This is a genomic window from Pseudomonas sp. LBUM1674 (genome assembly GCF_059695635.1).
The window spans coordinates 4,213,891-4,235,611 of the sequence record NZ_CP166779.1 but is presented as its reverse complement, the minus strand read 5'-3'; the positions used below and the strand labels follow the sequence as shown (position 1 = coordinate 4,235,611).

Sequence of the window (21,721 nt, the reverse complement as noted above, 5' to 3'; positions counted from 1 at the left end):
AAGAATCATGTTTAGCTGGTATCGCCAAGTCACTCCTCGGGAGCGCAAAACGTTTTGGGCCTGCTTCGGCGGATGGTCGCTCGATGCGCTGGAAGTACAAATGTTCGGCTTGGCAATTCCGGCATTGATCGCCGCATTTGCCTTGACCAAGGGTGATGCGGGGCTGATTAGCGGTGTCACGCTAGTTACCTCGGCCATCGGCGGTTGGGTAGGGGGGACATTGTCCGACCGCTACGGACGGGTGCGCACACTGCAGTGGATGATTTTGTGGTTCTCGTTCTTCACCTTTCTGTCCGCATTCGTCACTGGCTTTCACCAGTTGTTGATCGTCAAGGCATTGCAGGGGTTTGGTATTGGTGGGGAGTGGGCTGCCGGCGCGGTGCTAATGGCCGAGACGATCAATCCTAAATTTCGCGGCAAAGTGATGGGCACGGTGCAAAGCGCCTGGGCAGTGGGTTGGGGCCTGGCGGTCGGCGTGTTTGCGCTGATCTATTCCTTTGTACCGCAGGACATGGCCTGGCGTGTGATGTTTATCGTTGGCCTGTTGCCGTCGTTCCTGATCATCTGGGTACGGCGCAATGTCGAGGAGCCTGACAGCTTCCAGCGGCTGCAAAAAGAAAACGCCATCCCGCAAAGTTTCTTCAAGTCTTTGGCCGGCATTTTCCGCCCCGAACTGATTCGCGTGACGCTATTCGGTGGTCTGTTGGGCTTGGGTGCGCACGGTGGTTACCACGCGGTGATGACCTGGCTGCCGACGTTCCTCAAGACCGAGCGCAACCTATCTGTGTTGAACTCTGGCGGCTACCTGGCGGTGATCATCTTCGCCTTCTGGTGTGGGTGTATAGCCAGTGGATTTTTGATCGACCGTATTGGCCGTCGTAAAAACATCGTACTGTTCGCGCTGTGCTGTGTAGTCACTGTGCAGTGTTATGTATTCCTCCCACTGACCAATACCCAGATGTTGTTCCTGGGGTTCCCGCTCGGTTTCTTTGCGGCCGGCATTCCGGCCAGCCTCGGGGCGCTGTTCAACGAGCTGTACCCGGCGGACGTACGCGGGGCTGGTGTGGGTTTTTGCTACAACTTTGGCCGAGTGCTTTCTGCGGTGTTCCCATTCCTAGTGGGCCACATGAGCGACACCATGTCTTTGGGTTCGGCGATCGGCATCGACGCCGGGATTGCCTATGGCGTGGCAGTGATCGCAGCGCTGTGCCTACCGGAAACCCGTGGTCGCACCCTCGAAGCGTCTAACACTGCATCGGTACAAGCCACGGTGAACGACAACGAGCGCGCGCGGGCCTGACGACCATTACCTTTGATAGTTGAAACCCATGTCTGATATCTGTTCTACGCCGATCACCGGCATCGATTCTCATGCTCACGTGTTTAGCCGTGAGCTGAACCTGGCCGCTGCTAGGCGCTACACCCCCGGTTACGACGCCACGCTTGAGCAGTATCTGAATCACCTGCAAGCCCATGGCCTGAGTCATGGCGTACTGGTGCAGCCGAGCTTTCTCGGTACGGACAACAGCTTCCTGTTGGCGGCATTGCAACAGGCGCCAGCACAGTTACGCGGTGTGGTGGTAGTAGAACCGGACGTTAGCCGCGAAACATTGAACGACATGGCTCGACTGGGTGTAGTTGGCGTCCGATTGAACTTGATGGACAAAGCATTACCCGACCTCCGTGAACGCGTCTGGCGAGACTTTTTCAGCCACATCGGAGAGCTGGAATGGCATGTCGAATTGCACCGTGACGTAAAGGATTTGCCGGCACTGATTAATCAACTAATGCCGTTCGGCATCAAACTGGTTATTGACCATTTCGGCCGTCCGGATGCCAGATCGGGAGTCGATCAGCCAGGGTTTTCCGAGCTGCTGGAACTGGGATCCAAAGGGCCGATCTGGATGAAAGTTTCAGGTATCTATCGTTTGGCAGGTACGCCGCAACAGAACATGGAATTTGCCCGAATGGCGTTGCCATTGCTGGAGCATAGTTTCGGTCTTCGACGGATGGTATGGGGCAGTGATTGGCCGCATACGCAGCATGAAGCAAGCATCGGTTTCGCTACGGTAATCGAGCAGCTGCAAGCGCTGGAATGTTCGTCGCCACTTATCCATTCACTGCTAGTGCAAGCGCCTCGGATGTTATTCGGGTTTGAAAAAAGCGAAGGCTGAAGATGCAACGATAGGTCAGGGTGTTCCCGATTTGAAGCGTCATGCGCTTAAAAGATTCTCATCTGTGCAGCTGATAGCTCCAACCCGTTGGCTTGATTCTAATGCTTCCTTATCGAGTGATTATTCTTAATTGGCGAGCGAGCATTAGTGTCCCGTCACGACAAATTTTCCCCGCCTGCGGTTCACAATAATACTGCGGGTGGCCACTCATCCTTTATATCTGTAACGAAAGCTTGCTGAAAGTTTGAGATGCGATTTTGCAGTCAAACCTCTCGTGCCGCATCGAGAAGTTCTGCCGAAGAGCAGCCAATTCCAATTACAAGAGAGAGCGGGTTTCATGAATAAGCAATCGAATGTTGAAATTGAAAAGTCGACAATGCGCAAGCTGGGGTTTCGCTTGATTCCCTTTCTCGTGCTCTGTTATTTCATCGCCTACATTGATCGGGTCAATATTGGTTTCGCAGCCCTGACCATGAACCAGGACATCGGCCTGACGGCCAGTGCCTTCGGATTCGGGGCTACACTGTTTTTCGTCGCTTATGTCCTTTGCGAAATGCCCAGCAACATGGCCATGGAGCGCTTCGGTGCCCGGCGCTGGATAGCACGCATCATGATCACGTGGGGCATCGTCGGTTTCTGCTCGTCATTTGCGGTCGGGCCGATCTCCTATTCTGTTTCCCGCTTCCTCCTCGGAGCGGCAGAAGCTGGCTTCTTTCCAGGTGTCATCCTCTACCTCTCGCAATGCATCCCCAAAGCGTACATGGCTCGAATCATTGCGATATTCATGGTGGCTATTCCACTGTCTAACTTCATCGGCTCGCCGTTGTCGGCACTGCTGTTGAAAATGGATGGTGTGGCAGACTTCGCCGGTTGGCAGTGGCTGCTGATGCTTGAAGCACTGCCTGCGATCATTCTGGGATTGCTGGCTTTGAAGGTGTTGCCTAATCGGCCGAGCGAAGCCAAATGGCTGACTCAACAGGAACAGGATTGGCTGAGCGGACAGTTAACCAAAGAACGGGCTGCACGCGAAAGCACTATGCAGAAACATCCTCACAGCGTGAGCGGCATGCTCAAGGCGGTGTTCACCAATAAGTATATTTGGGTGCTCTCGGTGATCTACATGGGCAGTTCGGCAACCAGCAATACCCTCTCGTTGTGGATGCCGCAGATTCTGAAATCCTTCCACCTGTCCAACATGCAAACCGGCCTGTTGAACATGATCCCCTTCGGCATCGCCGCAGTCTTCATGATTTACTGGGGGATGCACGCGGACAAAAGCGGGGAACGGATTAAAGCCACCGCTATTCCGCTGGCTATTACTGCGGTTAGTTTTGCCGCCACGCTGTTCACAGACTCCCTGACCATTACGCTGGTTCTTCTGACGCTGGTATTGATGGGCAACTATGCGATCAAGGGGCCGTTCTGGGCACTTTGCTCCGAAACCCTGCCACCTGCGACCCTGGCTACCGGTATTGCTGCGATCAATACCTTCGCCCATTTGGGCACAGGCGCGATGAGTTCCGTCATCGGTGTACTGCGTGATCAGACCGGCAGCTTTCCGATGGCGCTGATGCCGCTCTGCGCACTCACCGCTACCGGATCGCTATTGGTGTTTTTGATCGGCAAACAGGCCCGTCGTGCGGCGCAAGCCGTAACCATTAGTAGTTGACCAGTCTCTGCGAAGAGGCTCAATCGGCAAGTCTCTTCGTTTCGTTTTGATCCTCGTCGAGATGCAGTGCTGCAGGCCGAGTCGATCACCTCATATGAATGCGAGAGCCAAAAGGTATTGAACAATGGGATTGAGCGTCTTCTAACTGTAACCGAATCTGGCATGGCGATCTTGCCTACAAGTTCTCAATGCATTGGAAGGTGATGCAGGAATGGAAAACTGAACACGGCTCCGCGACCGTCGAGTCCTGGCTGGCCAAGTGATCTTCGTTTGAGTACAAAAGGGCCCGAGAGGGCCCTTTTTATGTTCAGCGGTGCAACGGCAAACTTCGCTAATAGTCGAGTAACTAGAAGTTCCTAACGAGAACGCTCTCGCCGTCCATGACGATTAAGCGCATATAAGCATCCGCCAAATACCAATGCCACGCCTGCAGCAACCAGGATCGACGGTCTGTGCTTGGCTGCACGCCAGCCACCTTCAATGCGGCGATCACCACTTGGCGGCGCAAACAGATTCCCTGATGACGATTCAGACTGTGGGCCATGTTGTACACCCAAGCGAGTCAACCATCCCGACAAGAGCGGGAACCCCGGTACCAGAAAATGCGCCAGGCGGGCCATCGTCGCGGCACCTCCCACCGTGATGCTGGGTCTCGGACGTAACGCACAGGCGAAATAGCCTGGGCGACGAGATGCGGATCATAGATGGGTGGCGGTGGCTTGAGCGTATGACCGGTGAAGTTGCCTGCATCACGAAATCCCGGTGTGTCCATGACAGCCGGATAGATGTCGCACACATGGATATCGGGGTATCCGATCAGTTCTCCGCGCAACGCTTCACTCAAACCGCGCAAACCGTATTTGCTGGCAGAGTAAGCAGCGGCATAGGGCTGTGCGACCCAACTGCCCAGTGACAAAGTGTTGATCAACGTGCCGCGTTTTTGCGCCTTGAAGTAGGGCCATGCCACATAGGCGCCGCGCAGGTAACCGATCAAATCCGTTTGCAGCACTTGCTCATGGGCTTCAAGAGGTGTTTCCTCGAACCTGCCAACCGCTCCGACACCTGCATTATTGATCCAAATGTCTATCTGTCCGTTACCAAACGCGGCAGCTTGATCCGCCAATGCGCGCATCTGTTCGCTGTCAGTCACATCAGTTTGGACTGCGAGAGCCGTGGCACCGCGTGCAGCACATTCTTCGACGACTTCAGCGAGCGCGGCTTCATCTCGTGCCCCTAACACCAGGCGTGCGCCCTCACTGGCGAATGCATGAGCTGCTGCGCGGCCTATGCCGCTGGATGCCCCGGTGATGACCACCAGTTTGTTGTAGAGGGCGCTGGTCGAGTCTCTGCGTACACCTCAGAACGGTCTCTAACCTCTGATGAGGATAAATCTACTGCGGCGTTGTAACGCACTTTGTTCAGTTTCAAACGTGCACCATCGATCAAGGTCAACGTCAGATCTTCAATGGTGCCGGCGACTCGATCTGGAAACACCGGCTCGCCTACAGGATCAAGTTCGTCGTACAAAAATCGCTGACCTTCCAGCCACCCGACGGCGGTCATTAATTCGGGGCCCAGGTAATATTTTCCGTCGAGAAAGAAGCCGGGAAAATTTCGTGTGCGCTCTAGGCTTTCGACGGCGTAACGCTCGCCAGGCTTCATACCGGTCAATGAGTCGATCATGGTGACATCCTCAGGTTCGCTGGTGTTGCGATAGAGGATGGGCTGTCTTCATTGTTCCATCGAGATGACTGAAAGGCAGATAGGCGTCCCTTCAGGTATTTGAGTGTGGTTTTTTCAAACTCGCTGAGAGAGTAGAGGTCAACCGATCACCACATTGTAAATGCGCGCAGCGCGCTAGGAGATCGGATGGACAATTATCACATCACCAAGACCGCCAAGCTCTGGGCACTGATAAAGGAAGGTGCGCAAAGAGCGTCGAAGACTGCCTCGACCAAGGCTGAAATCACCGCGCTGGCGGGTGAGTTCCTTCAGGGCAAAACTGCTTCGCTGAAGATCCACAAAGAGGACGGGACTATTCAGGAAGAAAGAACTTTTCCTCGTAGTGCTGACCCACGAAAATCCAAAGGCTAGCCAGTCATCCTGATGATTCAGTGCTGATGCGGACTTCCAGTCGGATCTTCGATTTGAATGACCTTTCCTTTGCGCCAGGCGTCAGCACCTGGGTCAATAGCAGGTGCAGGGATGTCGGCCCGCGCTTTCTTTTTCTGGGTGCTATCGACGCCAAGTCTTCTGTCCCGATCTGTCACCAGTCGCTGGTCGATCTGGCCATCAGCGGTGAATCCCATCATCAGTTGCGGAACACCCAACGGTAGATCTTTATTGAGGTCGGTGTGCCATGTATGCCACGTCTTGCCATAGGTATGGATGAGCTTTTCCATAAGCGCATGTTCTGCAATGTCCGGAATGCCGGGGGCGACCAATTGACCAGACTTCACTTCATGAACATGGCTGTGCCAGAGCGCCTTTTCAGTGTGGGGCAAATTGGCAAAAAGCTGTTCACTGATGATGTATTCCACCCCCATGAGCTTCGCGTCCTTGCGATTTCCATCGTAGATCACGCACTGGATCACTTCTTCATTCAGGATGGAGCAATAGTGGTGAGCCTCCATTTGAACGTCGGGGTGGCCATTGTAAAAATGGAATCCATCGAGGTAGGCATTGAGTGCATCGATGGGCGGGCGTGATTGGAGTAGGGCGGCACCCGCATCCAGAGTGCGGGTCGTGGGTGTTTTTTCTTCGCCCGGTGCAACGACATTGGACGACGTAGTGTTACCGGCACATGCAGTCAACAGGCCGAGGATCGTCAGCAGCAACGATGGTCTGGATGCGATGAAAAACGTGCGCTGAGGATTATTTTTTTTCATTGCAGATCCTTCTTACAAACAGGTTTCAGGCGTTGATGGCGAGCGACGACCGGGCGAGTTCCGGTACCCACATACGTTGATAGAAAGCGCTTGAGAGCTTGCGTTCAAATTGATGCGGGCAACGGCCTCCCGGATGATCCAGGCAACCTACTTGGGCATCGGGGCATTGTCCCCGGAATCGTCAAAACTGATCTCACCGGCTTCACCCATAACGCTGTACTGCTTCCGCAGTTTTCTAAGCTCCCTGGTGCCCATCTTGTCCAAGGACAACGTAGCGTTTTGCGCTTCCTTGGTCGCTCGAATCAGCTCATCGATTTTCAGATGTAAAATGTCGTTGTCCCGGTTCTGGGTGTTCTGGATCAGGAAAACCATTAGGAACGTGATGATCGTCGTCGACGTATTAATGATCAGTTGCCACGTATCGTTGAAATGAAAATACGGGCCCGTCACTGCCCACGCAACGATGAGACAAATAGCGGTGAGGAACGTCTTCGAACTGCCAGCCCGGTTGGAGAGTGCTTGGCAGAATTTTGAGAATTTCATGATTGCGAGCTCTGGGTGTGGTGCCAGGTAGACCACGGTGAGCCTTTGGAATTCTTTCTGACAAAATGTCCTCGTCGTTGGGAAGCTTTTGGTTTTCACATTAGTGAGAGGTGAATTAGAGAAGAAAATTTTCGCTAACGAGACTGGCTCACAGGTTCCTCCCACTCGCCACCATCCGCTACCGGAACGCTCCCCAAATCATAGGGATTCACGCCTTCCATGCAGCCGATATGAAGCCAAATTCGTTCGGATCGGTACCGCGTCGGTGATGGGTATAAATGCCGCAGATGCCGCAAAAGAAATGTTCAGCGACCTGCTTTCCGAACTGATATTTACGTAATGCAGCTTGGCCGCGAATCACTTTCAAATCTGCTGCTGGCACCGCAGCGACTATTGCTCCCTTGCGTTTGCAGAACGAGCAATCGCATCGATGTGGTTCAGGCAGACCTGCAGGTAAATGGATCTCGAGAACAACGGCACCGCAGTGACAGCTGGCCAGGTGACGAGGCTGAATGAGGGTTTTACCAATAGCTTTGATCATTTGTGCGATCACGTTGCCACCTCTGTCCAATCCAAGATGGCCGATTCACGCCATCTCACGTCACTGAGCGCGTACTTTTCAGCTTGAGGCTTGGTAACGACTTTGAGCGGCGGTCGTCCCGGTTTCGGTATAGGCGCCACTCCAGCATCACAACTTGCCCAATGCCAAGCATCGGCGTTGCTTCTTATCTTCGTCCTGATGATGAAGGACTTGGCCTCCCCATGAAGCTTGTACTCGATAATGTAAAGATCGGTATTCATGAGGCTCCCTCCATTTTGCTCATAAACAAAGGAGTGGCTGGGTCAGGAAAAAATTCAAAGGGATTTTCTGCTGGGGTAAACACTGATTTTCGCCAAGGGGGTCAGATAAATACGAAGGCTGAGAAATTTAGCTCACGAAGATGATTGCTATGGGATAGCGGCGCGCAGAAATGTGAATGAACACGTTCTGCTCGGGTCAAATGCGAAGACCCTTTGTGAAAAAAGTAAAATCCATTGCTACCGTTTCTGCCGGCATTTTGGATGGCGCGCGAGGGGCCTATGGATGTAGGCGTAGCGGGACGTATGAAGGTAGAGGTGATCGTCACCCACCTTGTTGCAATCCAGCGCCTACAAGCCAGTTCACACAGAGCGAGAGAAGCGAGTGCAACGAGAACAGGCACCATGAACAGCAGCGAGTTTATTTGGTTCTTGGTTGGACTCATGGCAACGTGAGTAGCTGTTGTCGTGATGGGGCGGATGGTTTTTGGCATCCATGGGTAGAGCGTTTCTTGGTTGGGGTGTTTGCGCATCTATCCGGCTGTTATGGACACACCGGGATTTCGCGATGCGGAAAACTTCACCGGTTATGCACTCAAGCCACCACCGAGTCGATAGGTGCCGTGTATAAACCGCATGTGCAGCCGATAAAACGCTCAACACTGCGCCACCGGGCAATAGCGATTGGAGTCAGTCGCCTAAGAGTATTTCCAACCCATCCTCCGCAAGCTGCCATTAGTCCTTACTCCGCACGTAACGAATCAGAGCATCAAGATGACTCGGGTTCGTAGCCTCAATCAAAAAAATAACGCCTACACTGAAAAATCTATCTGCTTGGCATGGAAATGAGCCGAGATGAAGGAACCGGCGCATGAAAAAAACCCAATGGGAAAAACTCTCACCCCTGACAGGATGGGTAATCGTCGTGGAAGACGACCCAACGTTGCGCATGTTAATCGGGGAGGTTTTGACCGAACTGGGTCTGCGTTCGCTGGAATTTTCAACTACCGATGAGGCTATGAGGTACATGTCGGGATCGCATGGCGGTTGTCCCTTGGTTATCGTGGATCACGGCCTGCCCGGTCAGATACAAGGCGCAGAATTTATTGAGATGATGAGGCGTAAATGGCCCTCGACCGCGTCAATTCTAACGTCCGGTTACGACCTGAATCTCTCGATGGTACCCGCTGGGACGATTTACCTTCACAAGCCCTGGTCTATACATGATCTGGAACTGGCCGTAACAACCCTATTTAAACCTGGTAGACCTCTCTCAGGACGATGATTCGCAGGCGTTGCCCATGGGCGAAAAAGTCTTAACCGCTTTATTTTTAATGTTGAGCATTTTGTGGACGCGGCCACTGTAGGGACGGTGTGTTGGCATCTGTAGATTCGCAGCAAGGTATCTAACCAGACGAGTCGTGAAATGCGGTGATGCCCCCTAGGCCAGCAGATCTTGCAGTTGGTCGCTTGTCGACGAAGCGTGATGGCCGATTGCAGACTGCCGCGAAGGACAGTTATCGACCCAAAGCTGCCGGTCAGCAACGGCAGGACTCCTGTATCGGCGTCGCCACTGTAGAGCACTGTTACATTACCTGTAGCTGTAATGTCGAGCTACGCAACCAGCGCTTCAATGCTTCGGGAGTGGCGAGTCGCTTGGATTAGTTTGCAGTAGCGTAATTGCGTCGGAAGCTAAAATTGTCATGACGGATATCGCCTCAGGTATCTAGGGTGACGGCGTAATCCGTGCATACGGAGGAAATTCCAAAGTCCTTATAGACGATAAGCGCCTCCTTCAAGTCGTCGAGGATTTCGGCTCGCTGGCCCTTCAGTTGCTCAGGCAGTTCGATGGCGAGTAACTTCTTGTGCACCCATCCAGCCCCCCCCGGTTTGCCCCCGGCGGCAAGCACTTCGATTTCCAAGTAAATCAGTTGGCCATTCCAAAAAAATATCCATCCAGACTGGCTTTTGTACTCCTCCCGACCTCTTGTAACATTACGCAGATAAATATTCCGCTCACGGTCGATAGTCCACATTCTTTCACTTGTTCCGCCAACAATAAAGTTCTTATCAATAGTTTCAAGGCCAAATCTTTTAACATCTTCTTGCGATATTGTTTCATTCACAAAAGTCATAAAGCTCTCCAATTAGTTGATAACTCAGGCTATAGGTCGAACCACAAATTTTGCTGAAGCGGTTCACTTACGCGTCTGCTTAGAGTGAATAGGGGCTGGTCATGAACGTCCATATTTGGCCGCAAGCCGCCTGTTACGTGGATTTATATTGGCCATCGTTAGGATTGCTCAAGCCTAGCTTGTTTCACAGCAGCCAAGCGAGTGGAGCCTGCAGGGGAGGTCGCTTTCGACCCAAAGGAGCCATTCAAGACACTCCTGTCCCCATACATAATCGCCATGCGTTGAAGGACTATCCATTCGTCATTTGATATGTCGGTAGACCTTCGTTGTGCGCACCGAGAATCCTGCCCCCTCGTATAAACGGTGGGCAGATTCACGGTCTGGGTTGGATGTTAAATCCAGTGTTTTCGCACCGAGGTCTTGGCTTTTTTCTATTGCTGCTTGTATGAGTGCTTTGCCGACGCCTTGACCTCGAGCACTGGCATCTACTACGACGTCTTCGATCCAGGCTCGAATACCTGTCGGAATGCGAAAATGAATTAGGGTTAATGCCCCTAAAATGCTTCCTCCACCTGCTGCTCTCACTACCAATAAGTCGGAGCACTCTGAATCCACTATCTCCTTCAAATCTTCCATTGTCATCGCTTGAGCGCTTTTGGAAAGCTGTGGGAGAAGGTCATTCAAAGACCTGAGCAGCATAGGATCGGTTTCTTGAACCACCTCGACAATAGCGAATTGGTTTGTCATTGGAGATCCTCAGTGAAGGGGGGGGTGAAGCTTCGATAGTTCAATTCGACACATTACTCCAAAGCGTCTGCGATTGACCGCTTTTGGCCCAGAGTGTGTAAAAACGCTTCACCAAAATTAAAGTGTGCGCGCCTACGTTAAATCTGAAGTTTATCGGCACGTCGGCAGATGTGGATTTCGCGTAGAAGCGCGATTTTCAGTCCGGTTTTGAGTAGCTGACTCGCTCAAAAACGTTTTTACACAGCCTCGGCCGATTGCGGCCAGCCATGAATGACGGCACTCGATCCGTAGCTATCAGTATCAGAGTGAGCGAACGACAGCATAAGTGGGGGGTGAAGCCTTACGGGTAGCTCACTGGTTCCCTTTCTTGCTTCAGCATCACTGGCATGGGAAGGACAGCGCAGATTCTGAACTAATGTGTCACGTAACCACGGTAGGTAACTTCAACAGCTAACATCCCCTCGTGAGGAAATTGCCAGCACGGTAAAGCGAGTAGAGCACTAGAGATCGGGGCAGGCGATCCATGACTCATTTCAAACTCAATAAATGTGCGGGAGCCGTGTTATGAACAAGCTGGCAGCGATCTTTCTTCTACTGGTAGCAGGTACTGCCCAATCTGCTGAACGCCTGACCACCGTCCAGGTTTCGGGGCTCTTTGTCCCCGGCACCCAAACGCTGGGGAAAGCGCTAGGATTCACAGAGTGTGTTGATTTCTTTAACTACCTGTCCTGCACGCGCAGCAAGCCAATGGACATTTTTGGCGCAACGGCCAGCAGCGCGGAAATAACACTGGATGTCACAGATAACTTTTCCAGCGAAGCAGATCCTATGGGAGGCGCCAAGATCGCGGGTGTGGCACTGGAGAAACTGACCTACCGATCCATTCGCTTGGAATTTCAACCGAAAGAGCGCGAGGCACTGGAAAAGGCCTTGCGCGCTGATGGATGGTTCGCAGTAGGCAACGAAAAACGCCTTGAGTTTTATAAGGAGGGCATCCCCGCAACCTTTCGCGTCGGTGGCGCCTACACAACGCTGAGTCCTGTCGATATCAACGAGGTTAGAAAAATGGCTTCCAGACTGGAGGCAAAGTCCACCCATCCAAGCATTACCTCAAATACACCCGATCCGGCGCAGTCAATGCTGCGTGACTCAGAGCCTCGTGGCTCTATGCGCGCGCCTCGATTTTAAAAACTGAATCGATATCGGCCGCGTTGGATCGATTGCTATCTGTGACAACGGGCTGCAACCGATTGCGGCCAGCCATGAATGTGGGGACTCGATCCGTAGCTTTCACATCGTAGAGACTGAACGAAAGCGTAAGCGGGGTGAAGTGTTGCGGTGATGTCGGCATTTCGCTCGTAAATAGCCATCAGCCTAGAAATGGATTGTCATACGTCGATCTGCAATTCCAAATCACCGTTTTCCAAGTGGCGCGTGTGAGCGACCGTGCCGGTTAAGTGTTTGCCTGGAGAAATGAAAATGGTCATCGAATGTGCCTTGTGCAAGTCATCTGGCACTGGAGATAACACCTGCACCTGAAAAGCGCCCGGCGTGATAGGCGTTATGACAACATTGCATTCAACGCTTTTCGCGATAGGGCCCAGTAGGGTGTCACGCATGTAATTCAAGCGTGCGGTGGTAGTAGTCATGGCGATGTCCTTGCAACGTACCGGAATGTGGGCCTAGGTTTCGGCTCTTATGCGCTAGACGAAACGTGTGACGTTTGAGTTCAACGCAAAGGCTCGACAGGTATCTCAAGGCCCATAGCTTGCCGTGCATTTTCTTAGGAAGATCGACTGCGCTGGCCGTGAGCCAGGCCCGTGACCTATTGGCAGGTCACTCGGGTGACATGAGCACAGCAAGGCTCAAGTTGATGAACTGTTTGTTCTTGTTAAACGTGTCTAAAGCTCCACGAATGTTGCCGGCGACATCCGAAGATCCGCGCTGCTCGACCCAATTGGCCAGCTCCATGACGGCGGCTTCAAGCGCGATCTGGTTTTGATTGATCTTAAAAAGCAGTGATGGAAGCAGGTCTGAATTTGGCATCGATTTTCCTCCATGAAAAAGCCAAGCGTAGCAGTAAAAAAATTGAAGGATCGGCTACGTCACCTCAACGCCAGGGCAGGCGAAACAATTGGTCGTGAATTTGCTTCCGCGCCTTCCTTGACTACTGGGTTTCCTAGACAAGACTGAGTGCAAATTCCCCATTCGAAGGAACGTCATGATCTCCGCTCTTGAGCTCCGACATATCATTGAGAGCGGTTTATTACCACGCTCCTGCACCTGCACGGTGAACCCAAAAGGGGCGCTTTTGATCAAGATGATTGAACCTTCCTCGGGCCATGTCGAACTGTTTGTCCCCGGCGTATTGGCATCGGCTCTCACGTCCAGTCGGGCGATCTCGAATTTGATCGGCGAACTCAGAATTGAAATGGCGGCGCGCAAAAAGATCTGCGTGAGCGCGGCGGTAAATGCTGGACTCGCAGCATCAGAGCCACCAAGTCACGTAGACTCAAGTCTTACGGATGGGGTGATCAGGTTGCAGTAGGGAAGCAACCGCGATGACCAGGTCGTCCAGTGACCAGGGCTTGTGCAGATAGATGGTTGATGGCGGTATTGTTGTGGGATCTATTAGATACCCTGACGTCAGAATTGCACCAATGTACGGCCATCTACCCTTGACCATCTCGATGAATTCGATACCTTGGATTTGACCTGGAACACTTTGGTCTGCGATCACCAACCAGCACTGATAATGCGCTTCCAACAGATAGGTTAACGCGTCATCAGCAGTGTCGAACGCCACTGCTTTTGCGCCTATCTCATCCACGATATCCACCATCAGCGAACGCAACGTCGGGTCGTCCTCGATGACGATAATCTCACCTTGAATCGGCAATAGCCCTTCCCAATTGACATTCACTCATCGATTCCCTAACCGGGCAGAACGTGCCGGCATCTCTATGGTAAGACTCTGAGTCTATGCCCAATGTCGAGATGCGCGACCCGGAAAACAATTCGTTTGATGTCTCAGTTCAAAGGATCGGCTGTGTACTGGTAAGGCAAAGGGATTATCACGTGGCCGTCTCCATTGGGCACCAGGCTGCCCAATACGCAAAGATCACGCGATGTTCCGGGAGCCACCTGGTCGGTTGAAAGCGCTCAGGGCTATAGAGGTAAGTGTTTTGCCACAGCGGTAGCGCGCATTCGACGGTGCGCGCTATCGCTGGGTATATGCCCGTCATTGACCTTCATCTAAGAGCCAGCTTGGGATGGGTCAACTTCGCTACCTTGCGTTGAGCCAGCGGTTGAACGGTCAAAGTCCTCTTCGCCGGCGGTTTTTTCAGCAGTAAACCAGTGCTCTAGGTCTTGTCCTTGCGGCTTCCCAGCTTTTTCCCAAAGCCGATATGCAGCTTCTCGAATTTTTTGCTCATCCATCTTCGAATTCCTCCCATTTTTCACTGAGTGATTTCGGGGCGTAACGGGACAAGCAGTATCGCCTCCCGATCCGTCTAGCAGCGTAAGGGTAGTCGTCATAACAAGCTCCGCCATCGCTTTTGATCGGATGGCTTTTACCACCGCCTCCGGGCCAATGCCGCACTGGCTGAAGATCAAGGGCAAAGAGCTAGGAGTGCTGCCGCGTTCCGCCAGTGCTAAGGCAGGATCGGTAGATACGACCCATTTGTACCGAAAGCGTCATCGCTCCGAACTTTCTTTCGATCTTTCCAGTCGACCAAACAACAGGCTCATCAGCACGCGCGCTAGTGCCTGTGAGCACCCCGTCGCAAGCGGCCCCACGACGGATCGGGTACAACTATAAATTGGTGGTCGTGATGAATTGTCTTATTTGTGTCGGTGTCGCAGAGCGCATTCAGTGTCATGGCCCATGGGAAGAGAGGGATTGTCCGGATTGTGGTCGCTACCGTATTTCTGATGACCTCCTCTTGGCCTTGATGGATCAGGGCCAAATTTTGGATGTCAGCAAAACGAGAGGTTGGCTTGAAACCCGGCGTATCGAAGTTGCAATTCCTTCTATCGAGATTCATCAAGCCCTCCTGGTGCCTTGAGTCGAATTCAGAAAGGTGTTTCGCCAAAGTTACAGCGCGCATATGGTAGTCGAGGGCCATTGGCGCCAGCTCGAGCTATTCATCGGATCCGCAGGAGCGTTTCTTGCTGTAGTTGTCCGTAGCAGCTAATAGTTAATAGTTAGAGTGTGGCTCCACGGTGAACTCGAAGAGGAAGTGAAGATGGCCTGGAGATTCGGTGTTGTTCCTGCATTACCCACGGATACGGAGTCCATGCGCAACGGAACGCGCTCTTACTGTAAAACCGCGACCGTAGGTTTTAACCTCTACGACAACGAGAAAAAGCTGCGGCTGCAGACCATCTATCCGACCCGAGCGGAGGCCGAGTATGAGTGCCAGCGGCACAACATGGAACGGCTTCAAATCGTCCATTCAGAACGGGAGGCGCAGCTTTGTCGATTGGCGCCCAATCGTATAAATTCTGCGAGCCGGCGAAATTCTGTCTGAAACTTCGAGCCCGTCGGTGGGAGCCGTCGATCTCTGGCGTGTTCACTGAAGCAAACTACAATTTTGATTTCATCAGCGGGCAAATGACATAGCTCTTTTTGCCTCTAATTTTCTGTCAATGGAGTAATAAATTGCTAATTCCCCCAGATAAAGACGCACTTCGTGCGATGCTTGAAGCTCAAGTTAAAGAAAAGCTGCAGAGTGATCCTGATGCGGTAACGACGTATGCCGCCAAACCCGAACCTGAACGCAAGCGATACACCAGTAAGCCCACGGTTCAAGACAAAGCGTTCATCAAAGAACTCGAAAAGATGCGCGCTGATGCTGAGGCCGGGGTGGTTCATAGACCCCTCCACGAGCTGACGAACGATGTTGAAGCAGGGATTGGGCTCGATGATTATCCTGGCTTAAAAGAAGCAGGTACCCCCTCTAATCAATGGTGAGTTCTGTCGCTTTTAGCTCGAGATGTAGGGACACGGTCTGAGGTTTCTTTTTAGGTATGTGCTCTGACGAAATGGTCGTCCCCCTCGTCGAAGCCTTTACCCGGCGCCTATGTGCATGTGTACGAAAACCCGACTTGAATACTGCAAAGACTGGCCTGGGATTTTCCGGCCGGATGATTCGCCTTGCGTAAACCAAGATGAGCACCAAGGTGCTCACCCATCTGCATAACACCTCCCTTAATGGGCTAGAAGAATCTTGTTTTCCTTGGCCTCGAGCGATTCTTGACAGGCTCGATACTGACCGGGCGTCATGCCGAACCAGCGCAGGCAAGCCTTGTGAAAACTGCTGTGGTCGTGGAAGCCAAGCAGGTAAGTTACGTGCTGTATATTGAAATGGGAATGGCGTAGATAGAAGTCGGCCAGCTGCTGACGCATATGGTTCAGGATATTCGTGAACTGCGTGCCTGCCTTCTCCAGTGCGCGTTGCAATGTTCGCTTGCTGATGCTCAGCGCGGCCGCAATCGATTCCATATTACATTGGCGCTGCGTTTGCGCCTGGCTCAGGCGTTCGGCGATCAGCGCACGAATCCTGCACACCACGGTGGAGTCATTCAGCAGGTCAAGCTGACCGTTGGCATAGCTGTCATGGAGCTTGGCCAATGCTTCGTTGGCCATGCGCAACGGACGCAGTAGCTCCTCGCCGTCGAACAGGATGCTGTCATAGGCTGCCCCGAAACGCAGCTCGCAGCCAAACAGCTGTTGATGCTCATGGATGTCTTTCGGTTGGGGATAGCTGAATTCCACACTCAGCGGTCTCAACGACTTGTCACCACTCAGCCAGCGGTAAACACCTAGCAGCGCTCCGAGACTGGCATCGGTGTACTGGCGGGGTTTGATCGAGCCGCGTTGATGGTGATCGAACGTGGCCAGGCGGTAATGCTGTTGTTCCTGGACAACAAACATGGTGAAACCTGTGCCGATCAACGGGCTGAAATGAGCCAGTCGTTCGAATGCATTTTTGAGGTTCGAACTGGACATCATGGTATAGCCGACGATCTGAAACATGCCTGGATGGAAGTGCTCGGCCGATTTCAAACCGATGTTTGGATCGCCGGAAGCCTGAGCCGCCAGATCCAATAGGCGGTAGATAGTGCTTCGTTCGCAGAATGATCCCGATATAGCTGCGAGCTCCATATCAAGCCCAGACTCCTGGCACAGACGGTCGACATCCAATCCTCGCGCCGAAAGCATTTTCACCAGCACGCAGGCATAACCTGCACTCATTTTATACATGACGATTCATCTCCCTGTTGAATCAGACATCCATGGCCATTTAAGCCAAATCGGCGGCCTTGTGTTATCGAAAATGTTGGGTATGCCGGGGAAGGTGGTATTGCGTCATGAGCGATCGCAGGTGCTCGATGGCGTGATCATATTTAAGATCGGCATGTCGGCGCTTTTCCTGGTACTGGCTGAAGGCTGCCGTATCCAGGTAGGGCCGATCCAGGATATCCAGGGCCGCGCAGCTCAAGCTTTGGGCTTCGCTGAAAAGCAGGTTGTTTCGCTGAAGGGCCAGGTTGAGACAGGATGTGGATTGAGGGGACTTTCGCGTGACATTCATTGCAGTACCATTTTGCTTGATCTGTTTTTATTTTTTTGCTCAACCTGCTCTGTGTCATTGGCAGGCCGGCTCGGGTCAGAAACGTCTCCGCACAGCTACAATTTCAAGGCGATGCCCACCAGTAAACCTCTCCATGGCGACGTCGCTAGGCCAATCGGCTCCAACGAGGAACTAATGGGTGAGATTCACGAGCTCAGGCCTTGGACTGTTTGCTCATATGGAAGTCAAAAGGGTCATAGCCTCATGTTCTTCCATCAGCAATCGTAGCTGAAATTGCGCAGCTGGCAGGCCTCCAAGGAGTCATCGAATGTCAAAAACGCGCCGTGTGGTGATCGTCCTGACGATGATGGCCTACCTATGTAAATTTTTTGTGTAACGACGAAGTGGGCAAGCGATGCTGCTCAGCAAATCACGCCATGATAGGGATATGAATTACGTATGGGGCAGGGGGCCAAACACGCTTGAGCAGTCCATTACCATGCGCCACTGCGAGACGCCGACGAAATCGACAACGATTTAACTCGTCGAGCAACATGCGGAACGGGCTCAAAGAGCAGATGCTTCAGGCGCACCGATCGATGGGGTCGACTTTACGGATGGGATAGCCAGGCCGAAGGAGGGACGGAATGTGAAATACAGTTCCTTAGTCCGAGATTATTTCTTGTGAGCGGTCAACTCGAATAAGGCCGACCCTTACCTGAATGCATGATCACAGGCCATCGAAGTTTTGGACACGTGCGCCCACCAGGGTGGCCGCCCAGATCATACGAAATTAGATGAGTTTAATGACGCCCCGATCTGTTCTGCTGGGCCTCCACCTCTGCGCTTAGCATTTGAGTCCGGGTATGTTCGTGCTTCTGGACAAGGGAGAGATACTCGTCGACGTCTTCCTGCGTCCGATGCTCCTGCCCCAAGAGCGACTCGCTCAAAAAATTGAATCGCATAGATTCCTCGAGCGTGAGGCCAGCAAAGACTTCGTTGCCCTGGTGGTCTTCACTGAGGGCTCGTATTTTCCTGAGGTACGCGCGCTGCATGTCCGTGAGCACAAGCATTTGGATCTCCTGTTAATTGCCACTGCGGAGCTGTGCCGCGATGCGCAGAGTTGATCACCCAATTTTTTTAGGGCTGCTTGTATGGGGTCAGCGGCGCTTGAAAGTTCCAGCCAGATTTCACCGGTGAAGAGGCACCTATCCGAACGGGATTTGCTACGGCGAATGGCTTGTTTCTGTCTGCCTCTTTAGGGGCTCAGCGCACAATCGTAGTCAATTATTGGAAACTTTACTGAACGTAGGGGTGAGGTGATGCGCAGACACTTGATAAAAAACGACGCATCCCTTTTTAAGATGCTGCCTACCTCTGAAGGCCGCTCGTGCTTCTCATCGGAAACTGCGTAAGGCTTCTTGCTGTGGTGGCCAATAGCCGCTAATAGTGAGGGGAGCTTGGAGAGGATGTGAAGATGATTTCGAGATTTGTTGTGGTGCCTGCAATCCCAACGGAAACAGGATCGATGCGTAACGGATCGCGCTTTTACTGCCAGATCGCACCTATAGGCTTCAACCTCTATGACAATGAGGGAACGCTGCGGCTGAAACCAACCTATCAGACCCGAGAAGAAGCTGAGCGTGAGTGCCAGCGGGTTAACCTGGAGCGGTTACAAAGCGTCCTGTGAGAGTGAGGATCCATTCCGATCCTCTAGAGGTTCACCATCGCCAAACAGTTACTCGACGTTAGGTTCTGGCGACCAGCAGATCAGCGGGGGATTAAGCGGTGCGGTAACGTACTCTCATCTCCCGTGGATGCTCGGCGTTTAATAGGGAGCAAACAGCCTCTGCATCAGCCCTGACTTCATATACGCCATGCTTGCTAGCTGAGCCACCCTCCACGAGATCTACAACCCTATATCGCTTACTGCCATCGTCCAATTTGGTGGTTCCAATCACCTTGAATCTCGACTGCATGGTGCGTTCCCTGCTAAAGAATGGTGCTCTACAAGTACCGGTATGACTTCATGATTTCAACAGCTGAGCAGGGCTGAGCTGAAACAATTTATGACAGCGCATCGTGCTTTCCCCGTGAGAAGGACGGCGCATCTGTGAGTTAGGGCTGCGCATTTCTTCATTGCAAGGAATGTCTATCAGAGGTCGTTAAAAAGGCTCTAGCTGCTCACGCTCCCAAGGAAGCGCCATAGCGCTACCAGCTTTCAAGAGACCCGACACAACCCTCAGGCGACCTGCAGTCCTCGCCGTAGTCATTTGCCTATGCGCTCGGTACTCCAGGCACATCCATGTTGATCTTGCGCCAGGCAGCTTCGGAAAAGCTGTAAACCGAAAAGGCGATCATCCCCAAGGCCATCACCATCAAAATCAAACCTCCCGCCGGTAGATTCTGGAGAGCATCGAGGGCCTCCTTCATGCCCGGCGGATCCATGGCTTGGTACTTCGAGCCGCTGATCATCAGCAGCAGGGCGATCTCGATAAAGACGACACCACGGGCTATCAGGCCGAATTGAGACACCGGACGGACGTATCGCATAACGTCTTCGTCAGCTTCAAAGTATTTCTCAAATGTCGCCTTCCATCCCTTGATGATGTGAGCGATGCCCACGCCGAGTGGTACGAGTGCGACGAGGTACACCAGTAAATTTGAGTGTTCCCAGGACAACAGAAGAGCCAGTAAATCCTTGGTTTGCCCACCTCCGGAATTGCCCGAGCTCCTGATGCCGCTGACGAGTAGGCCAAAGGCAAAAAACGCCAGCGCGCCGTTGACTACACCACCCGCCAGCAAACCTGCACGGATTACCAACCCCTTCATTTCTTTACCGTGATGATCAACGTCGCGTATTGCCTGCAACACTCGCCAAGCGGCAAAGGCAAGTAGGCCAGCTACCACCAGCCCAACTAAAACATAACCGAAGGGCTGGCTTAACAAAGCTTCCAAGCTCCTGTGACTATCCTTCGGTTTGGTCGAGTCGAGAGCCGCCAGCAGAGCGAAAATACCGATGATCAGATAAAGAACGCCTCGAGCGGCATATCCACCCCGTGCGGCTACGACAAGGCTCTGTTGCGCGGACATGAGATCTGATTCCATAGAAGTTATACAGGAGTAGACCTATCTATGCGGGAGGGGTTCGATTGCAGGTGGGGTGCCGGGCGGACAGGCCGCGTCAGCAGGCGATTTTGCCGGCCACAGATGCGAATGTCGAAAAGCTGCTGCGTGATTTGCAGAACGACATCGAGCAGTTCGGCGACGAGCGCATCAAGCAGCCACGCCGGGTGCTGCTTTCGCTCTGGCCTGTGGACGATGGCCGACAAGCCGAAGCTCGGTGAGCTTGCCCGGGTGCTGCGTGCTGAGCTGTTCGGCCATGCGCTACTGATGGTGTCCGAAGAAGATGATGAACTGTGCCATTCCGGCACTGATGATGAGGTGACTGAAATGATCGACAAACGCGACGGCGAAACGAAAAAACCAATCCCGAGCCAGGAAACGTATTTCCGACGGACGAAGTCGGAGCTGCCGGGGAAGGACGTACAACCTTCCCAGAAGAAGGCACCGAAGGCTCCGTTCGATGATTGACGGTGTGCAGCACAGACGACAAAGGGCGCCACGGAGAGCGCCCTTGTTTTTACTGGGGGAGCATGCCGTCAGCCTCAGTCCTTTTGAGTAGCAGGGACATTTCACAGAGGTAATTGAGGTCGCTACATCCGCCTGGGAGCTTTGTCGCAAAAGCTTGAGCTACTTCCGCAGCAACGAATTGAGCCTCTTTCGGTAAAGACAGGTAGGTGTCCACTACCCAGTCGACATCCACGGCGCACATCTCCCCGCCAACCCTAAGCATAAGCTTGGTGCCATCCCTGAATTGGGCCTTGAGGCGTCTCATCACCGCTTCGTTGAAGCTATGTACGTCTTGCTCGTTCATCAACTGCGCGATCAATTGTGCCGGGTTACCAAGTCATTGTGGCCCCTCGTTCTCTCCAATCGAATGCAGAGCTCCACGCATGATTTATGGTCAGTACAGAAGATGGTGGCCGAGAATGCAGACCATCAGGCCGATAATCAGCCAGCCAATTTCGGTTACAGATGTGCTCACGAGCCGACCTCCTGCTGGTCGAGGATCGCCCAGGCGATCAAAACGGCCTCGATGTTATCCCGCACCGAGCCTTCAAGGTAATCC

At 52.9% G+C, this 21,721-nt stretch carries 25 protein-coding genes and 2 pseudogenes; 13 read left to right on the top strand and 14 right to left on the bottom strand.

Annotated features, from left to right (window positions below):
• The first annotated feature begins 7 nt into the window (after window positions 1-7).
• From ACA067_RS19395 to ACA067_RS19385, 3 genes are all read left to right on the top strand, one after another.
• Window positions 8-1,300, top strand: a complete 1,293-nt coding sequence (locus tag ACA067_RS19395) for an MFS transporter (protein WP_497458048.1) — start codon at window positions 8-10, stop codon at window positions 1,298-1,300.
• A gap of 28 nt (window positions 1,301-1,328) precedes the next feature.
• Window positions 1,329-2,174 (top strand): amidohydrolase family protein, encoded by an 846-nt coding sequence (locus ACA067_RS19390; protein ID WP_497458047.1) that lies wholly within the window; start codon window positions 1,329-1,331, stop codon window positions 2,172-2,174.
• A 337-nt stretch (window positions 2,175-2,511) separates the two neighbouring features.
• The gene (locus ACA067_RS19385) at window positions 2,512-3,843 is read left to right on the top strand and encodes an MFS transporter (protein WP_497458046.1); all 1,332 of its coding nucleotides are present in this window, start codon (window positions 2,512-2,514) and stop codon (window positions 3,841-3,843) included.
• 356 nt (window positions 3,844-4,199) lie between these two features.
• On the opposite strand, the pseudogene ACA067_RS19380 reads toward ACA067_RS19385, so the two are convergent.
• Window positions 4,200-5,526: pseudogene (locus tag ACA067_RS19380) on the bottom strand (SDR family oxidoreductase).
• A gap of 186 nt (window positions 5,527-5,712) precedes the next feature.
• On the opposite strand from ACA067_RS19380, the gene ACA067_RS19375 reads away from it, so the two are divergent.
• The gene (locus ACA067_RS19375) at window positions 5,713-5,937 is read left to right on the top strand and encodes a DUF2188 domain-containing protein (RefSeq protein WP_497458045.1); all 225 of its coding nucleotides are present in this window, start codon (window positions 5,713-5,715) and stop codon (window positions 5,935-5,937) included.
• A gap of 17 nt (window positions 5,938-5,954) precedes the next feature.
• Here the strand turns inward: ACA067_RS19375 and ACA067_RS19370 are convergent, their stop codons facing one another.
• The 4 genes and pseudogenes from ACA067_RS19370 to ACA067_RS19355 form a co-directional block, all read right to left on the bottom strand.
• Window positions 5,955-6,731 carry an OBAP family protein gene (locus tag ACA067_RS19370; protein ID WP_497458044.1) on the bottom strand — a complete coding sequence of 259 codons (777 nt, stop codon included), beginning with the start codon at window positions 6,729-6,731 and terminating at the stop codon, window positions 5,955-5,957.
• A gap of 147 nt (window positions 6,732-6,878) precedes the next feature.
• Window positions 6,879-7,274 (bottom strand): low affinity iron permease family protein, encoded by a 396-nt coding sequence (locus ACA067_RS19365; RefSeq protein WP_497458043.1) that lies wholly within the window; start codon window positions 7,272-7,274, stop codon window positions 6,879-6,881.
• A gap of 134 nt (window positions 7,275-7,408) precedes the next feature.
• Window positions 7,409-7,815: pseudogene (locus ACA067_RS19360) on the bottom strand (GFA family protein).
• A gap of 8 nt (window positions 7,816-7,823) precedes the next feature.
• Window positions 7,824-8,075 (bottom strand): DUF6555 family protein, encoded by a 252-nt coding sequence (locus ACA067_RS19355; protein ID WP_497458042.1) that lies wholly within the window; start codon window positions 8,073-8,075, stop codon window positions 7,824-7,826.
• Window positions 8,076-8,943: 868 nt separating this feature from the next.
• On the opposite strand from ACA067_RS19355, the gene ACA067_RS19350 reads away from it, so the two are divergent.
• On the top strand, window positions 8,944-9,357 hold the full coding sequence (locus ACA067_RS19350; protein ID WP_497458041.1) for a response regulator: 414 nt from the start codon (window positions 8,944-8,946) through the stop codon (window positions 9,355-9,357).
• Between the two features lie 433 nt (window positions 9,358-9,790).
• Here the strand turns inward: ACA067_RS19350 and ACA067_RS19345 are convergent, their stop codons facing one another.
• The gene (locus ACA067_RS19345; RefSeq protein WP_497458040.1) at window positions 9,791-10,207 is read right to left on the bottom strand and encodes a hypothetical protein; all 417 of its coding nucleotides are present in this window, start codon (window positions 10,205-10,207) and stop codon (window positions 9,791-9,793) included.
• 300 nt (window positions 10,208-10,507) lie between these two features.
• Window positions 10,508-10,954: a GNAT family N-acetyltransferase gene (locus ACA067_RS19340; protein WP_497458039.1), complete on the bottom strand. Its 447-nt coding sequence runs from the start codon at window positions 10,952-10,954 to the stop codon at window positions 10,508-10,510.
• A 564-nt stretch (window positions 10,955-11,518) separates the two neighbouring features.
• Here ACA067_RS19340 and ACA067_RS19335 point away from each other — a divergent pair.
• Window positions 11,519-12,142, top strand: a complete 624-nt coding sequence (locus tag ACA067_RS19335) for a hypothetical protein (RefSeq protein WP_497458038.1) — start codon at window positions 11,519-11,521, stop codon at window positions 12,140-12,142.
• A 200-nt stretch (window positions 12,143-12,342) separates the two neighbouring features.
• Here the strand turns inward: ACA067_RS19335 and ACA067_RS19330 are convergent, their stop codons facing one another.
• Both ACA067_RS19330 and ACA067_RS19325 read right to left on the bottom strand, forming a co-directional pair.
• On the bottom strand, window positions 12,343-12,603 hold the full coding sequence (locus ACA067_RS19330) for a hypothetical protein (protein WP_497458037.1): 261 nt from the start codon (window positions 12,601-12,603) through the stop codon (window positions 12,343-12,345).
• A gap of 187 nt (window positions 12,604-12,790) precedes the next feature.
• A complete protein-coding gene (locus ACA067_RS19325) occupies window positions 12,791-13,000 on the bottom strand; it encodes a hypothetical protein (protein WP_497458036.1) in 210 nt (69 codons plus the stop codon).
• 175 nt (window positions 13,001-13,175) lie between these two features.
• On the opposite strand from ACA067_RS19325, the gene ACA067_RS19320 reads away from it, so the two are divergent.
• Window positions 13,176-13,502, top strand: a complete 327-nt coding sequence (locus ACA067_RS19320) for a DUF1652 domain-containing protein (protein ID WP_497458035.1) — start codon at window positions 13,176-13,178, stop codon at window positions 13,500-13,502.
• On the opposite strand, the gene ACA067_RS19315 is transcribed toward ACA067_RS19320, so the two are convergent.
• Both ACA067_RS19315 and ACA067_RS19310 read right to left on the bottom strand, forming a co-directional pair.
• A complete protein-coding gene (locus ACA067_RS19315; RefSeq protein WP_497458034.1) occupies window positions 13,467-13,877 on the bottom strand; it encodes a response regulator in 411 nt (136 codons plus the stop codon). The two genes, ACA067_RS19320 and ACA067_RS19315, sit on opposite strands and share 36 nt — an antisense overlap.
• A gap of 332 nt (window positions 13,878-14,209) precedes the next feature.
• Window positions 14,210-14,392: a DUF2934 domain-containing protein gene (locus ACA067_RS19310; RefSeq protein ID WP_497458033.1), complete on the bottom strand. Its 183-nt coding sequence runs from the start codon at window positions 14,390-14,392 to the stop codon at window positions 14,210-14,212.
• Window positions 14,393-15,617: 1,225 nt separating this feature from the next.
• Here ACA067_RS19310 and ACA067_RS19305 point away from each other — a divergent pair.
• Complete coding sequence (locus ACA067_RS19305; protein ID WP_497458032.1) at window positions 15,618-15,929, top strand: hypothetical protein; 312 nt, start codon at window positions 15,618-15,620, stop codon at window positions 15,927-15,929.
• Between the two features lie 237 nt (window positions 15,930-16,166).
• On the opposite strand, the gene ACA067_RS19300 is transcribed toward ACA067_RS19305, so the two are convergent.
• Window positions 16,167-17,222: an AraC family transcriptional regulator gene (locus ACA067_RS19300; protein ID WP_497458031.1), complete on the bottom strand. Its 1,056-nt coding sequence runs from the start codon at window positions 17,220-17,222 to the stop codon at window positions 16,167-16,169.
• Here ACA067_RS19300 and ACA067_RS19295 point away from each other — a divergent pair.
• The 3 genes from ACA067_RS19295 (at window position 17,221) to ACA067_RS19285 (ending at window position 19,219) form a co-directional block, all read left to right on the top strand.
• On the top strand, window positions 17,221-17,817 hold the full coding sequence (locus ACA067_RS19295; RefSeq protein WP_497458030.1) for a hypothetical protein: 597 nt from the start codon (window positions 17,221-17,223) through the stop codon (window positions 17,815-17,817). The genes ACA067_RS19300 and ACA067_RS19295 overlap by 2 nt on opposite strands.
• A gap of 578 nt (window positions 17,818-18,395) precedes the next feature.
• The gene (locus ACA067_RS19290; protein WP_497458029.1) at window positions 18,396-18,656 is read left to right on the top strand and encodes a hypothetical protein; all 261 of its coding nucleotides are present in this window, start codon (window positions 18,396-18,398) and stop codon (window positions 18,654-18,656) included.
• A 350-nt stretch (window positions 18,657-19,006) separates the two neighbouring features.
• Window positions 19,007-19,219 carry a hypothetical protein gene (locus ACA067_RS19285; protein ID WP_497458028.1) on the top strand — a complete coding sequence of 71 codons (213 nt, stop codon included), beginning with the start codon at window positions 19,007-19,009 and terminating at the stop codon, window positions 19,217-19,219.
• Window positions 19,220-19,806: 587 nt separating this feature from the next.
• On the opposite strand, the gene ACA067_RS19280 is transcribed toward ACA067_RS19285, so the two are convergent.
• The gene (locus tag ACA067_RS19280) at window positions 19,807-20,622 is read right to left on the bottom strand and encodes a DUF1206 domain-containing protein (RefSeq protein WP_497458027.1); all 816 of its coding nucleotides are present in this window, start codon (window positions 20,620-20,622) and stop codon (window positions 19,807-19,809) included.
• Between the two features lie 104 nt (window positions 20,623-20,726).
• Here ACA067_RS19280 and ACA067_RS19275 point away from each other — a divergent pair, with 104 nt between their 5' ends.
• Both ACA067_RS19275 and ACA067_RS19270 read left to right on the top strand, forming a co-directional pair.
• Window positions 20,727-20,876 (top strand): hypothetical protein, encoded by a 150-nt coding sequence (locus ACA067_RS19275; protein ID WP_497458026.1) that lies wholly within the window; start codon window positions 20,727-20,729, stop codon window positions 20,874-20,876.
• On the top strand, window positions 20,851-21,123 hold the full coding sequence (locus ACA067_RS19270; protein WP_497458025.1) for a hypothetical protein: 273 nt from the start codon (window positions 20,851-20,853) through the stop codon (window positions 21,121-21,123). Before ACA067_RS19275 ends, ACA067_RS19270 begins: the two co-directional genes overlap by 26 nt.
• Before the next feature lie 49 nt (window positions 21,124-21,172).
• Here ACA067_RS19270 and ACA067_RS19265 read toward each other — a convergent pair whose 3' ends face one another.
• Entirely contained in the window at window positions 21,173-21,466 is a 294-nt protein-coding gene (locus tag ACA067_RS19265; protein ID WP_497458024.1) for a hypothetical protein, read from the bottom strand.
• Between the last annotated feature and the right edge of the window lie 255 nt (window positions 21,467-21,721).